Below are 13,746 nucleotides of genomic sequence, written 5' to 3'. Positions count from 1 at the left end.
TTAGACACTTCTAATGGATCATGCTGCGCATTCTGTCAAGACGCAGTAACAGCTCTTCCTTGCCAAGTACATCCATAATCAGTGTTAGATCCGGTCCGTGCATCTCACCGGTCAACATGATGCGGGTAGGCATGTAAAGCATTTTTCCTTTAATTTTTTCTGCTTTGTGTTCCTTCTGTATTTCTTTCAGGATCGCCTTGGCGCGTTCGGTATCCACCACGTCGCTCTCAGTAATCTTTTCGACTAATGCATTAAAGAGCACCGGAACCGTTTCTTCCTTTAGAATGTCGAGGCTTTCCGAATCTGTAATCTCAAAATTACGGTCGAAAAGCATTTTGGTTTCTTCTGGAACCTGCGCAAAGTAGTTGAGACGCTCACGCATAAGCTCACCAACCTTTTCAAGCCACGGCATGCGTTTTTCCACATCCGACTCTGTGATATAGCCCGCATTCAGCAGATATGGGATCATACGCGCTGTCAGCTCCTCGATGGGCAGCTCCTTGATGTAGTGAGCATTCATCCAATCCAGCTTTGCCCGGTCAAACACTGCGCCGGATTTATTGATTCTGGACAGGTCAAAGGCTTCAATCAGCTCGTCCATTGAAAAGATTTCCTGCTCGTTTTCAGGACTCCAGCCTAAAAGAGCCAGAAAGTTGATCAGAGCTTCCGGAAGATAACCCTTTTTCAGAAAATCACCGACGGACACATCGCCCTGGCGTTTGCTGAGTTTTTTATGGTCGTCATTCAGGATATTAGATAAGTGAACGTACTGAGGCTGTTCCCAGCCAAAGCATTCATACAGATACACATGCTTGGGTGTGGAGGGCAGCCATTCCTCGCCTCGGATAACATGGGTAATACCCATAAGGTGGTCGTCGATGACAACGGCAAAATGGTAGGTTGGAAAACCGTCGGTTTTAATTAGCACCTGATCATCCAGATCGTTGGTGTTGATCTCAATCCTGCCGCGGACTGCATCGTCAAAGGCGACGACGTGGTCTTCCGGCAGCTTCAGGCGGATAACATAGGGTTCGCCCGCTGCGACACGTGCCTCCACTTCCTCTTTTGGCAGATTGCGGCAATGTCCGTCATAGCGCGGTGTTTCACCAGCTGCCTTCTGCTTCTCACGCACCTCGTCCAGACGCTCCTTTGTACAGAAGCAGTAATAGGCCTGCCCGTTTTCCAGAAGCTGATCGATGTACTTTTTATAAATATCCAGACGCTCAGACTGGATATAAGGGCCGCAGTCGCCTCTCTGGACAATTTTACCATCTTCCTCAAAAAGGCCTTCATCCGGTACCACCCCGGTTACCATCAGGGCATTAAGCAGATTCTCCACCGCGCCTTCTTCGTAGCGGGTGCGGTCCGTATCTTCAAGGCGCAGCAAAAACTGTCCGTTATTCTTTTTGGCAAACAAATAATTGTATAAGGCGGTTCGCAAGCTGCCCACATGCACGTTGCCAGTGGGGCTTGGAGCAAAACGATCTCTAATCATTCAATTCTCCTTCTAACTGATATCGATAATCATGGTTCTATAATTATTACACGCTAACTATTATAGCATTAATTCTTGTCTTTAGCATGATTTTTTAGGTTATTTTTAATAATTCTTGCGTTTCGGGAAAGGACGTCTTTCCCGCGCCAGGCGGCAGCTGTTTTTCCAAACTTTTTTTCAAAATCCGGTTCGCTGATCGCTTCGGTTTCATCCAGCCCTGGATAAACGCTTTCCGGTTCTACACCCGGCCAGTCCACCCTGCACTCTAAGCTCCTTTTATTCCAGGGACAGGCCCGCTGGCAGTCGTCACAGCCGTATAGATAAACGTCGCCCAGGAGCCTTTCTTCCTCTGCTGTCAGCTTCTTCTTCTGGGTCAGATAGGAAACACATTTTTCCGGCTCCAGCGTATATCCCTCTCCCAGGGCCTGGTTTGGGCAGGCCATAAGACAGCGTTGGCAGGCGCCACAGCGGCTTTTAAGCGGCTTGACAGGGTCGAAATTAATGGAACGATTTATCAGTATCTGGCCGATAAAAAAGAAACTGCCATATTCTGGATGGATGAGGGTATTGTTTTTGCCGAAAAAGCCCAAACCAGCCCGCCAGGCTGTGGCCCTGTCCAGAAGGCGGCTGTTATCCACATAGGTCCGGCATGCGAGGGACGGCTCCGCTTCTTTCAACAGCGCCATAAGGCTGTCCATTTTTTCTGTAACCACCTCATGATAGTCCTGTCCCCAGGCTACCGACGCGATTTTTCCTCGGTCGGCGTCATCCTCTGGCTCTGGCAGCTCCGCAGAGTAAGGCACACCGATAACGATGATCCCCTTTACTTCTGGAAAAGCCTGAGCGTAGTCAATACGCCTGGCCGGCGGCGTGCGCTCAAAGCTCGTGACTCTGCCCTGCTTCCTGCGTTTTTCCAGTGGCTCCAGCCACTCTGTCAAAGGGTGTGGCTCTGCAAAGCCAATCATCTTTATTCCAGCCGCTCTGGCGGCTTCTCTGATGTTTTTTTCCTTGAGCATTTTTTTCCTCTGGCTGCTAAAATAAAAAGCAGGCTTATTATCTGCAAGCCTGCTTTATTTGAAAATTTACAGCCGTTCTTCAATTACTTCCCAGGCTTCGTCTTTTCCCATCTTAGTGGCTGCTGAAAACAGAATAACGTCACTCCGCTTTCTTGGCCGCAGCGTATTGAAAATGTTGTCGACCGCCTTTTTCTGCCGTACCTTTGAAATCTTATCGGCCTTTGTCGCAATGATCACCGGATCGAGGCCGTAATAGGTCAGCCAGTCGTACATAAGCCGGTCATCCTCAGTGGGTTCGTGTCGGCTGTCTACCAGCAGAAAAACCAGCACCATGTTCTCACGCTTCTGAAGATATTCCTCAATCATAACGCCCCATTTTTCACGTTCCTTTTTAGAAACTTTGGCATAGCCATAGCCTGGCATGTCCACAAAATAGAAAGCATCATTGATCTTGTAAAAGTTCATGGTCTGTGTTTTTCCAGGCTGGGAGCTGGTACGGGCCAGCCCCTTTCTCTGGATCAGTGTGTTGATAAAAGAGGATTTACCGACATTGGAGCGCCCCAGCAGGACGATTTCCGGCAGTTTATCCTCAGGATATTGGGATTGCTGGACCGCGCTGATGACGATCTCGGCTTGGGTTACCTTCATTTGAGCTCCTCAAATACAATTTTTGTAACTTCTTCCATTTTGCTGACTGGATGGATATTGAGGGCTTCCAGTACCATATCCGGTACTTCCTCGAGATCCTTCTGGTTTTCCTTTGGCAGGATAATCTCCTTAATGCCTGCACGGTGAGCGGCGGTCAGCTTTTCGCGCAGTCCACCGATAGGCAGCACGCGGCCTCTTAGCGTGATTTCACCTGTCATAGCCAGATTCTGAGGCACTGGCCTACCTGTAAGAGCGGATATGAGTGCCGTGGTCATCGTAATACCCGCTGACGGGCCGTCTTTCGGCACTGCGCCCTCAGGCACATGCAGATGGATATCGTTCTTTTCATAGAAATCCTCGGCAATACCCAGCTCAGATATCTTGGAACGGATATAGCTGATGGCGGCCTTTGCGGATTCCTGCATAACGTCGCCAAGCTGGCCGGTAATGACGATCTTGCCGGTTCCCTTGACAACAACCACTTCAATCTGAAGGGTTTCGCCGCCCACAGAGGTCCAGGCGAGTCCGTTGACCAGGCCTACCTCTTTGACATTGTTCATAGTGTCAAAGGAGTAACGTTCCATGCCCAGAAATTTATCCAGATTCTTCTGGGTAACGGAAACGCTCTGCTTGCCGTTTTCCACAATTTCTTTGGCTGCCACACGGCACACACGGGCAATCTGGCGTTCCAGCTCACGGACACCGGACTCGCGGGTATAGTAGCTGATAATATTCTGCAGCGCCTTCTGGCTGATCTTACAGCTGCTGGCCCTTAATCCATGGATTTCCAGCTGCTTTGGAATCAGATAGCGTTTGGCAATTTCCAGTTTTTCTGTTTCCACATAACCGTTGACCTCGATGATCTCCATGCGGTCAAGCAGCGGTCTCGGAATAGTGGAAAGAGAGTTGGCTGTGGTCAGGAACATAACATGGGACAGATCAAAGGGAAGCTCCAGATAATTATCTGTAAAGGTACTATTCTGTTCCGGGTCCAACACCTCCAGGAGGGCGGACGCCGGGTCCCCCCGAAAATCCTGGCTGAGCTTGTCAATTTCATCCAGCAGGAACAGTGGATTCATGGCTTCTGCCTGTTTCAGATGGTAGATAATGCGGCCTGGAATCGCGCCCACATAAGTTCTTCGGTGTCCCCGAATCTCTGCCTCGTCGCGCATCCCGCCTAAGGACATCCGCACATAAGGGCGGTTCAATGCCCGCGCAATGGACTTGGCAATGGAGGTTTTACCAACCCCCGGCGGTCCCACAAGGCATAAAATCGGTGATTTCAGAGATTTTGACAGCTGGAGTACAGAAATGTATTCCAAAATACGTTCCTTGACCTTTTCCAATGCGTAATGATCATGATCAAGGATCTTTCTCGCTTCCACAACGTTGAGGGTTTCCTCTGTCATAATGTTCCAGGGCAGGTCGAGAACCCACTCGATATAGCTTTCAATCACGCCGGCCTCTGAAGACCCTGCCGGGATTTTGTTCAGGCGGTTAATCTCATTGGTAACTTTCTCCCGGACCTCATCACTGACTTCAAGGGCTTCCAGGCGCTCACGGTAATCCTCAATCTCGTCGATGACGTCGCCCTCGCCAAGCTCTTCCTGAATAACCTTGATCTGCTCTCTGAGAACATATTCACGCTGGTTTTTATCCAGCTCTGATTTCACCTTAGCGTCAATATTCTGTTCAATGCGCAGCATTTCCAGCTCGCTGACCAGCACCTCATAGGTAATCATCAGGCGTTTTTCCACATCAGTCTCCTGAAGAATGCGCTGGGCATCCTTGCTTTCCAGCACCAGGTTGGCGCAGATCAGGTCAATAAGATTATCCGGATTGTCCACAAGGTCCAATGAGGCCAGCAGGTCTGTCGCCATTTTACGGGTCATGGTCATATAGGTCGCAAAGGCCGAACGGATCATGCGGATAAGCGCCTGATTTTCCTTGGTATCGTAATAAATACTCTGGACTGGCTCATAGAGCACTTCAAAAAAAGGCTCGTATTGAAGGTACTCGATAATTTTCGCCCGCTCCTGAACCTCTACGAGAATTCTGGTCAGGTTATCTGGCATTTTTAGCATCTGCTTAACCTTAGCTACACAGCCAACACTGTAGATGTCTTCCGGTTCCGGGTCTTCGATTTTTATATCCTTCTGTTCGGTCAGAAATACAATCTGATCCCTTGTCATGGCCGTTTCAAGAGCCTGAATGGATTTATCCCTGCCGATGTCAAAATGAACCACCATTCCCGGAAACACGCTCATACCGCGCATGGGAATCATGGGCAGGCCCTTCTGCTCATCCTTGATCTCTTCGGACATGCCTACAGGGTTCTGGATATGATTATTTAAAGTCATTTCATCATTCTCAATGTTCATTTTATTGCTCCTTTCTAAGAAATAAAAGGGGATGTCTTTCAGTTATAAAAAAAGCAATCCCATAAGATTGCTTTTTTACAGGTATTCTAAGATACACTGGTTGTCTTTTCTTCGCTGGCTTTCGGCTGTGTTTCCACAACGGGCGCTTCCAGCTGTTCGACAACATCTTTAGTGATAATAACCTTTGATACGCCTTCCTCTGAAGGAATATCAAACATAATGTCTGTCATGATATTTTCAATAATACCGCGGAGTCCTCTCGCGCCAGTACCATTCTGTAACGCCTTCTCGGCAATGGCCTTTAACGCGTCTTTTTCAAATTCCAGCGCTACACCCTCGATTTCGAACATTTTTTTATACTGTTTAACCAGGGCGTTTTTGGGCTCGGTCAGAATATTAATCAATGCTTCTTCATCTAAATTCTGAAGGGTTGCAATGACCGGAATACGACCGATAAACTCAGGAATAAGACCGTATTTCAGCAGATCCTGAGGCTCGATGTTATCGAGAAGCTCTTCCTTGGCCTTTTCGTCAGAAGTTTTGATTGTTGCGCTGAAGCCCATAGAGCCCTTTTCCATTCTCCGCTCAATTACGCCATCCATGCCGTCAAAGGCACCGCCGCAGATGAAGAGAATATTGGAGGTATCGAGCTGAATAAATTCCTGATGCGGGTGCTTTCTGCCGCCCTGCGGCGGAACATTGGCAACGGTTCCTTCGAGAATTTTCAGCAGGGCCTGCTGTACGCCCTCACCGCTGACGTCGCGGGTAATAGACGGATTGTCGCTTTTTCTGGAGATCTTATCAATTTCATCGATATAAATAATCCCCTTCTGGGCGCGCTCAACGTCCATATCCGCTGCCTGAAGCAGCTTCAGCAGGATATTTTCAACATCTTCGCCTACATAACCGGCTTCTGTCAAAGAGGTGGCGTCCGCAATGGCAAAGGGTACGTCCAGTACCCGCGCCAGCGTCTGGGCCAGAAGGGTCTTACCAGAGCCTGTAGGTCCGATTAAAATAATATTGCTTTTCTGTAATTCAACGTCATCATCGGTATCCAGCATTGCGTTAATACGCTTGTAGTGATTATATACCGCTACTGCCAGCGCTCGTTTTGCGCGGTGCTGGGAGATAACATATTCGTCAAGTTTTGCTTTAATCTCACGGGGCGTTGGCACATTTTCAAAATCAATTTCCTTTGGCACATAGTCGTTGGCAATGATTTCTTCACACAGGGCCACACATTCATCACAAATGTAGACACCTGGTCCTGCAACCATCCGCTTTACCTGAGACTGGCTCTTTCCGCAGAAAGAACAGCAAACCTGTTTGATTCCATCTTTTTCGTTTGACATATTAATTCCTCTTATCTGGAACTGACGATTTGATCAATCAGACCATATTCTAACGCTTCCTCAGCAGACATAAAATTGTCGCGGTCCGTATCCCTTGCGATAACGTCAATGGGCTGTCCTGTTTTTTCACTGAGGATTTCATTGAGCTTTTCACGCGTTTTAATCAAACGTTTGGCGTATATTTCCACATCGACACTCTGGCCCTGGGCACCGCCCAGAGGCTGGTGAATCATAATCTCACTGTTCGGAAGCGCCTTGCGCTTACCCTTGGCACCGGCTGTCAGCAAAAAGGCACCCATGGATGCCGCCATGCCGACACACATGGTGGAGACATCACATTTGATAAAATTCATGGTATCGTAAATGGCAAACCCGGAGGTAATTGAACCACCCGGACTGTTAATATACATTTCAATGTCTTTGTCTGGATTATCCGCTTCTAAAAAGATTAACTGTGCTACGATCAGACTGGATGTTGTATCATTTATTTCCCCGTCAAGGAAAATAATCCGCTCTTTCAGCAAACGTGAATAAATGTCAAAAGAACGTTCCCCCCGTCCCGTCTGTTCAATAACCATAGGGACAAGATTCATATTCATTGTTATACCCCTATTATTTAACCTGAGCGGCGTCGACTAAGAAATCGATGGCTTTTCTGCGTTTGATATCAGTCTTCATATAGCTTTCCATCGTTTCGTTCACTGTCTTTTTAAATTCTTCAAAATCCTGCTGCATGGATGCAGCATATCTTTTGATTTCTTCTTCCAGTTCTTCTTCTGTTGGTTCCAGCTTTTCAGTTTCGGCAATTTCGGTTAAAACAAAATCTGCTTTAATATTGCGCTCAACATCTGCTTTCATTCCTTCTCTGAACTGTTCGACATTTGAACCCATGTAGCCCAAATAGTCATTCAGGCTCAGGCCTTGGCTGCTTAACTGGCGGTCATAGGTATCCAGGGTACGATCCAGCTCTTCTTCTACCATCAGATAAGGAATTTCGATTTCTGCATTCTGAACCGCAAAGTCAATGACCTTGTTTTCCGCGCTTCTGCGCAGTTCAGTTGTTTTCTGTTCTTTTAATTTTTCAGCAACGCTTACTTTCAGCTCGTCAAGGGTATCAAATTCACTGACGTCTTTCGCAAATTCGTCGTCGATTTCCGGCAGTTCCTTAACCTGTACTTCTTTAATGGTTGTCTTGAAGACAGCATCCTTACCGGCAACATCTTCCTGATGGTAATCTTCCGGGAAAGTGACCTTTACATCAATTTCTTCGCCGGCTTTTGCACCTACAAGCTGGTCCTCAAAGCCCGGGACAAAGACGTTGCTGCCAAGCTCCAGTGTATAGTCTCTGCCTGCGCCGCCGTCAAAAGGCACACCGTCAATGCTTCCCACGAAATCAATGATTACTGTATCGCCTTTTTTGGCTTCAGCGTTTTCGTCAGTGATAATACGCGCGTTCATACCCGCCATACGGGTGATTTCCGCGTCGATGTCTTCATCGGTAATAACCGCTTCAAGGGACTCAATTTCTGCACCCTTGTATTCGCCGAGAGTCGCAGCTGGTTTCAGGCCAATATTTACAATAAATACCGCACCGTCTTCGCTGGCTTCTTTTACTTCCTGTAATTCCGGACGGGTTACAGGCTCAATTTTCAATTCTTCCAAAGCATCTTTGTAAGCGCCCGGGAACGCGAAATCAATGGCGTCTTCATAGAACACACCTTTACCATAATGCGCTTCAATGAGTTTTCTGGGCGCTTTGCCCTTTCTGAAGCCCTGAATTGTAAAATGTTTTTTATTTTTGTTGTAAGACTGTTTAATTGCTTTTTGAAAGTCTTCAGCTGATACTGTAATCTCAACTGATACTATATTTTTTTCATTACTTAATTCTTTTGCGCTCATATTATCCTCCACATAGCTCTAATTATAAACATTCTCAATTTCCTAAGTATAACATAGGAATTATGCCATATCAAGCGTAGAAACACTTTGTTTTAAAAATTTTCGGCTTTGCAGCTCATTTTTAAGGTAAACTTCAAAAATTTAGGGCCGAATTGCAAAAAATCAGGTCCAAGTTACCGGTTTTGCCTGTCATATAAAAACCCGGGATCAGGAAATCCCGGGGTTCTATGGTGAATTACTATTTTATTCAGGCTGTGTCAGCCTCCCAGATAAGCTGTACGCACCTCATCATTGGTAAGCAGTTCCTCTGACGTGCCGTGCAGCTTGATTTTGCCGGTTTCCAGCACGTAGCCGCGGTTTGCGATCCGCAGGGCTTTGTTGGCGTTCTGTTCGACCAGCAGAATGGTGGTTCCGGCACTGTTGATGGTCTGAATCATACTGAAAATCTCATCGACCAGAATCGGCGCAAGGCCCATGGACGGCTCATCCAGAAGCAGAAGCTTCGGCCTGGTCATCAGCGCACGTCCTATGGCCAGCATCTGCTGCTCGCCGCCGCTCAGGGTGCCAGCGATCTGCTTAGACCGCTCCTTCAGGCGCGGAAAATAATTAAAGACCATTTCCATATCCTGCGCAATTTCCCGCTTATCTTTTCTGATAAAGGCCCCCATTACAAGATTCTCGTACACGGTCATTTCAGCAAAAACCTGCCGTCCTTCTGGCACATGGGCAATGCCGAGATCCGGGATCTGGTAAGGTTTTACCTTGCTGATGTCTTCTCCCTGAAAGGAGATAATCCCCTTTTCGGCCCTCAAAAGTCCTGAAACGGTCTGGAGGGTCGTGGTTTTACCCGCGCCGTTGGCGCCGATCAGGGTAACAATTTCACCGTCATTCACCTCAAAGGTAATGCCCTTGATGGCATGGATTTTTCCATAATATACATTAAGATCTTTTACTTTTAACATCAAACCCCTCCTAATCTCCGAGATATGCCCGGATTACATCAGGATTGTTCTTAATTTCATCCGGTGTTCCCTCTGCAATGGTACGGCCGTAGTCAACAACCACAATCCGTTCGCAGATCCCCATAACCAGCTTCATATCATGCTCGATCAGTAAAACAGTGATATTAAACTTGTTCCGGATAAAATGGATCGTCTCCATCAGCTCTTCAGTCTCGTTAGGGTTCATCCCTGCAGCCGGTTCATCCAGCATCAGAACCTTGGGGTCTGACGCGAGAGCCCTTGCGATCTCAAGCTTACGCTGCTGGCCGTAGGGCAGATTTTTTGCCTTGGTCTGCTCGTATTCACCCATATCAAAAATTTCGAGAAGCTTTTTACATTCTTCGTAGGCCTTCTGCTCTTCCTTCCAGAACTTTCTGGTGCGGAAGAGACCCTGGGCCAGATTGTAATTCACAAAATTATGATAGGCGATTTCGACATTTTCAATGGCGGTTAAATCCTTAAACAGACGGATATTCTGGAAGGTACGCGCCGCACCCATTTTAACCACCTCATGGGGCGATTTGCCCACAATGCTCTTGCCTTCAATGCTTACATTCCCTTCTGTTGGGACATAGACACCTGTCAGCGTGTTAAAAATCGTGGTTTTACCAGCGCCGTTCGGACCGATCAGGCCTACCAGCTCATTGGAGCCCAGGGTGAGATTGAACTTATCGACAGCGGTCAGGCCGCCAAAACGCATGGTTACATCCTTTGCTTCAAGAATTGGCATTACGCGTCACCTCCGTCCACTGAATTCTTTGTTGTATTCTTACGGTTTTTCAGGTTTTCAAAGAAACGCGTGAGTGAGAACTCGTAACGTCCCAGCATACCCTGCGGTCTGAAAATCATCATAATTACCAGCGCCAGAGAGTAGACCAGCAGGCGGTATTCAGAGAACTGTCTTAGAAGCTCCGGCAGAACGGTCAGCACAATAGCTGAAAGAATGGAGCCAGTTACACTGCCCAGACCGCCGAGTACGACAATGACAAATATTTCAATTGAAAACATGAACTGGAATTTATTCGGGTCCAGATAGCCCTGATAATGGGCATACAGTGAGCCGCCGACACCTGCAAAGAACGAGGAGATGGTAAAGGCCATAACCTTGTATTTGGTGGTCGGAATCCCAGCTGCCTCAGAGGCGATCTCATCCTCGCGGATCGACATGATGGCCCGTCCGAACTTGGAGCGTCCCAGTGTAAAGATCAGTAAAATAACAACGATCATGATCCAGTAAACATAGCCCAGAGTCGCAATACGCGGAATCCCCTTCAGGCCCTGCGCGCCGCCGGTAGGCTGGAAGTTTACAAAGAAAATACGGATGATTTCAGCAAAACCGATGGTAACAATTCCGAGGTAATCCCCACGGAGACGTAAGCTCGGTGTCCCGATCACAATCCCGACAAGCCCTGCGGCAACCCCGCCGGCCAGAGATGCAATGATCAGCACCAGAAGCGCAGGCAGCGAATCATTTCCGTTAGTGATGGCTATGGATACGCTGGCCGCCGTATAGGCCCCAATGGCCATAAAGCCCGCGTGGCCAAGGGCCATTTCACCCAGAAAGCCCGCTACAATATTTAAGCTTGTTGCCATAATGATCATGATACAGGTCAGAATGACAATACCGCCAAAATAATTTGTAACAATCTTAAAGGTCACCAATGAGTAGATCACTGCAAAGATTACGATCATTGAGATTGCGTTGACAATATATGATTTTTTGAGTTCCTTTGTCATGTCTTACACCTTCTCTCTCGTATTCTTGCCGAGGATACCTGTCGGCTTAAACAGAAGCACAACGATCAGTACTAAAAACACAATGGCGTCTGCCCAGGTTGAGGAGATATAAGCCTTGGTCATGGTTTCAATCATCCCAATGATAAAGCCGCCCAGCATCGCGCCCGGCACACTGCCGATACCGCCGAGTACCGCGGCTACAAAGGCTTTAAGACCCGGCATTGTCCCCATGGTCGGCGCGATGTTCAGGTAGGCGGTGCTGTATAAAATCCCGCCTAACGCACCCAGAGCAGAACCGATTAAAAATGTCAGTGAAATAGTTCTATTCACATTAATTCCCATTAAAATAGCGGCATTCTGATTTTCTGAAACGGCGCGCATGGCACGGCCCTGTTTCGTCTTCTGTATAAATAATTCCAATAAGATCATAAAAAGCACAGAAAGACCAATAGTAATTAATGTAATAGAATTAATTTCCAGACCTCCCACATGGAATACCACCTGAGGGAAAATCTTCGGCATAACCTTTGGATCAGCTCCAAAGATCATAAGTGCCAGGTTCTGTAAAAACATACTCACGCCAATGGCTGTGATAAGCGCGGATAATCTCGGCGCGTTTCTCAAAGGCCGGTAGGCGATGAATTCAATCACTACACCCATCACTGCGGTTAAAATCATTGAAAATGCAATAACCGCCCAGAAGGGCCAGTTCAATGTCGTTGCGGCAATAAATGCAAAATAGGCACCAAACATCATGATCTCGCCGTGAGCGAAGTTGATAAGTTTGAGGATACCGTATACCAACGTATAACCGATAGCAATCAATGCATAAATACTGCCTGAATTCAGTCCGTTAATGAACTGCTGCAAAAAGACCACAAACAGTTACCTCCCTTTCAAATATTTTAATTCACCATATTGTATAAACAGATATAGAAGAGCCGAGGCTCTTCTATATCTGTTATTTTAATCCATTTGTGATTATGATTTAGTTGTCACCCTGTACAGTGGTCACAAATTTCAATTCGCCATTATCAACCTGAATGATTGTAATGTCTTTACCCTTTGGATTACCTTCTTCGTCAAATGTGAAATGACCGGTTACACCGTCAAAATCAATCTTCTGCAGTGCGTCGACAATCGCCTGTGAGTCTGTGCTGCCGGCATTTTTGATTGCTTCAGCCATAACGTTCATGCCATCGTAGCCTAAAGCTGCGAAAGAATTGGCTGCTTCACTGTATTTGTCTTTGTAGGATTTGATAAAGTTCTGCACAGCTTCCTTCGGGGAATCTGCAGCATAGTGGTTTGCAAAATACTGGCCCTGTGCGGCGTCAGCGTAGTCTACCTGGACACTGTCCCAGCCGTCGCCGCCGACGAATTTGGAAGTAATGCCCATTTCTTTAGCTTTCTGCATGATCGGACCAGCTACATTATAGTAATCTGGAATATAGACAACTTCTGGGTTCAGCTCTTTGATTTTGGTCAGCTGAGCGCTGAAGTCTTTGTCTTTATCTGCGTAGGATTCACTGCCGACAACCTTGCCGCCCTTAGCTTCAAAGGTAGCCTTGAAAGCGTCCGCCAGACCCTGAGAGTAAGCACTGCCTGAGTTTACCAGCATTGCGGCTGTTTTAGCGCCTAAGCCACCGTTTTCAGTGCTCACTGCAAAGTTTGCACCGGCGTTGCCCTGATATTCGTCCAGATAGCATACACGGAAGCTGTTTGGAGCGCCTTCGGTAACGTCTGCCGCGGTTGAAGTCGGGGTCAAGATTGGCATATTGTCGGATTTTGCTAAATCCTTAATCGCCATGCTTTCGCCGGTCAGTACAGAGCCGACAATTGCGACAACACCGTCCTGATCACGCAGACGATTGTATGCGTTGACTGCTTCAGTAGAGTCACCCTTGGTATCGTAAGAAACGACTTCGACCTTTTTGCCGTCGATGCCGCCGTTATCATTGATCTGTTCTGCGGCCAGCTCAATCCCGTTTTTAGCTGCCACACCGTACATTGCGGTATCGCCGGTATAAGGACCTAAAGCACCGATTTTAATGGTATCTCCACTGCTTCCGCTTCCGGATGAGCTGCAGCCAGCAAAGGCGAAAACGGATACACACATAACACCAACCATTAGAGCACTAATGATTTTTCTCTTCATTTTCTCTTCCTCCTGTGAAAAATAAATTTAAACTTTTACTCATTTTAATATATCCCAGAGAA

The 13,746-nt window shown here is 47.2% G+C and carries 12 protein-coding genes; all 12 read right to left on the bottom strand.

Features of this window, described 5'->3' with window-relative positions:
• Positions 1-10 precede the first annotated feature (10 nt).
• Positions 11-1,495, bottom strand: a complete 1,485-nt coding sequence (gene gltX / locus DW091_RS03570) for a glutamate--tRNA ligase (RefSeq protein WP_058695381.1) — start codon at positions 1,493-1,495, stop codon at positions 11-13.
• A 68-nt stretch (positions 1,496-1,563) separates the two neighbouring features.
• Entirely contained in the window at positions 1,564-2,511 is a 948-nt protein-coding gene (queG, locus tag DW091_RS03565) for a tRNA epoxyqueuosine(34) reductase QueG (RefSeq protein WP_074616683.1), read from the bottom strand.
• A gap of 66 nt (positions 2,512-2,577) precedes the next feature.
• Positions 2,578-3,159 carry a ribosome biogenesis GTP-binding protein YihA/YsxC gene (yihA, locus tag DW091_RS03560; protein ID WP_074616682.1) on the bottom strand — a complete coding sequence of 194 codons (582 nt, stop codon included), beginning with the start codon at positions 3,157-3,159 and terminating at the stop codon, positions 2,578-2,580.
• The gene (lon, locus tag DW091_RS03555) at positions 3,156-5,540 is read right to left on the bottom strand and encodes an endopeptidase La (RefSeq protein WP_199678129.1); all 2,385 of its coding nucleotides are present in this window, start codon (positions 5,538-5,540) and stop codon (positions 3,156-3,158) included. Before lon ends, yihA begins: the two co-directional genes overlap by 4 nt.
• An 86-nt stretch (positions 5,541-5,626) precedes the next feature.
• The gene (gene clpX / locus DW091_RS03550; protein ID WP_058695384.1) at positions 5,627-6,892 is read right to left on the bottom strand and encodes an ATP-dependent Clp protease ATP-binding subunit ClpX; all 1,266 of its coding nucleotides are present in this window, start codon (positions 6,890-6,892) and stop codon (positions 5,627-5,629) included.
• Between the two features lie 11 nt (positions 6,893-6,903).
• A complete protein-coding gene (gene clpP, locus DW091_RS03545) occupies positions 6,904-7,485 on the bottom strand; it encodes an ATP-dependent Clp endopeptidase proteolytic subunit ClpP (RefSeq protein ID WP_058696418.1) in 582 nt (193 codons plus the stop codon).
• Positions 7,486-7,504: 19 nt separating this feature from the next.
• A complete protein-coding gene (gene tig, locus DW091_RS03540) occupies positions 7,505-8,791 on the bottom strand; it encodes a trigger factor (RefSeq protein ID WP_096918919.1) in 1,287 nt (428 codons plus the stop codon).
• A gap of 257 nt (positions 8,792-9,048) precedes the next feature.
• Positions 9,049-9,753 (bottom strand): ABC transporter ATP-binding protein, encoded by a 705-nt coding sequence (locus DW091_RS03535; RefSeq protein ID WP_013381794.1) that lies wholly within the window; start codon positions 9,751-9,753, stop codon positions 9,049-9,051.
• A gap of 10 nt (positions 9,754-9,763) precedes the next feature.
• Positions 9,764-10,522, bottom strand: coding sequence for an ABC transporter ATP-binding protein (locus tag DW091_RS03530; protein WP_058695386.1), 759 nt, complete (start codon positions 10,520-10,522; stop codon positions 9,764-9,766).
• On the bottom strand, positions 10,522-11,529 hold the full coding sequence (locus DW091_RS03525) for a branched-chain amino acid ABC transporter permease (protein ID WP_058695387.1): 1,008 nt from the start codon (positions 11,527-11,529) through the stop codon (positions 10,522-10,524). Before DW091_RS03525 ends, DW091_RS03530 begins: the two co-directional genes overlap by 1 nt.
• 3 nt (positions 11,530-11,532) lie before the next feature.
• Positions 11,533-12,408: a branched-chain amino acid ABC transporter permease gene (locus DW091_RS03520; RefSeq protein WP_038352836.1), complete on the bottom strand. Its 876-nt coding sequence runs from the start codon at positions 12,406-12,408 to the stop codon at positions 11,533-11,535.
• A 109-nt stretch (positions 12,409-12,517) separates the two neighbouring features.
• Positions 12,518-13,684: an ABC transporter substrate-binding protein gene (locus DW091_RS03515; RefSeq protein WP_118517408.1), complete on the bottom strand. Its 1,167-nt coding sequence runs from the start codon at positions 13,682-13,684 to the stop codon at positions 12,518-12,520.
• Between the last annotated feature and the right edge of the window lie 62 nt (positions 13,685-13,746).

The sequence above is a fragment of the Eubacterium sp. AM05-23 genome (assembly GCF_003477535.1).
In the GTDB taxonomy this organism is placed as follows: Bacteria; Bacillota; Clostridia; order Eubacteriales; family Eubacteriaceae; genus Eubacterium; species Eubacterium maltosivorans.
This window is presented reverse-complemented; position numbering and strand designations above follow the sequence as displayed.

Bases quoted from the DNA above. Each gene is read 5' to 3' on its own strand.
- gltX (WP_058695381.1), bottom strand. From the start codon at position 1,495: ATGATTAGAGATCGTTTTGCTCCAAGCCCCACTGGCAACGTGCATGTG.
- queG (WP_074616683.1), bottom strand. From the start codon at position 2,511: ATGCTCAAGGAAAAAAACATCAGAGAAGCCGCCAGAGCGGCTGGAATA.
- yihA (WP_074616682.1), bottom strand. From the start codon at position 3,159: ATGAAGGTAACCCAAGCCGAGATCGTCATCAGCGCGGTCCAGCAATCC.
- lon (WP_199678129.1), bottom strand. From the start codon at position 5,540: ATGAACATTGAGAATGATGAAATGACTTTAAATAATCATATCCAGAAC.
- clpX (WP_058695384.1), bottom strand. From the start codon at position 6,892: ATGTCAAACGAAAAAGATGGAATCAAACAGGTTTGCTGTTCTTTCTGC.
- clpP (WP_058696418.1), bottom strand. From the start codon at position 7,485: ATGAATCTTGTCCCTATGGTTATTGAACAGACGGGACGGGGGGAACGT.
- tig (WP_096918919.1), bottom strand. From the start codon at position 8,791: ATGAGCGCAAAAGAATTAAGTAATGAAAAAAATATAGTATCAGTTGAG.
- DW091_RS03535 (WP_013381794.1), bottom strand. From the start codon at position 9,753: ATGTTAAAAGTAAAAGATCTTAATGTATATTATGGAAAAATCCATGCC.
- DW091_RS03530 (WP_058695386.1), bottom strand. From the start codon at position 10,522: ATGCCAATTCTTGAAGCAAAGGATGTAACCATGCGTTTTGGCGGCCTG.
- DW091_RS03525 (WP_058695387.1), bottom strand. From the start codon at position 11,529: ATGACAAAGGAACTCAAAAAATCATATATTGTCAACGCAATCTCAATG.
- DW091_RS03515 (WP_118517408.1), bottom strand. From the start codon at position 13,684: ATGAAGAGAAAAATCATTAGTGCTCTAATGGTTGGTGTTATGTGTGTA.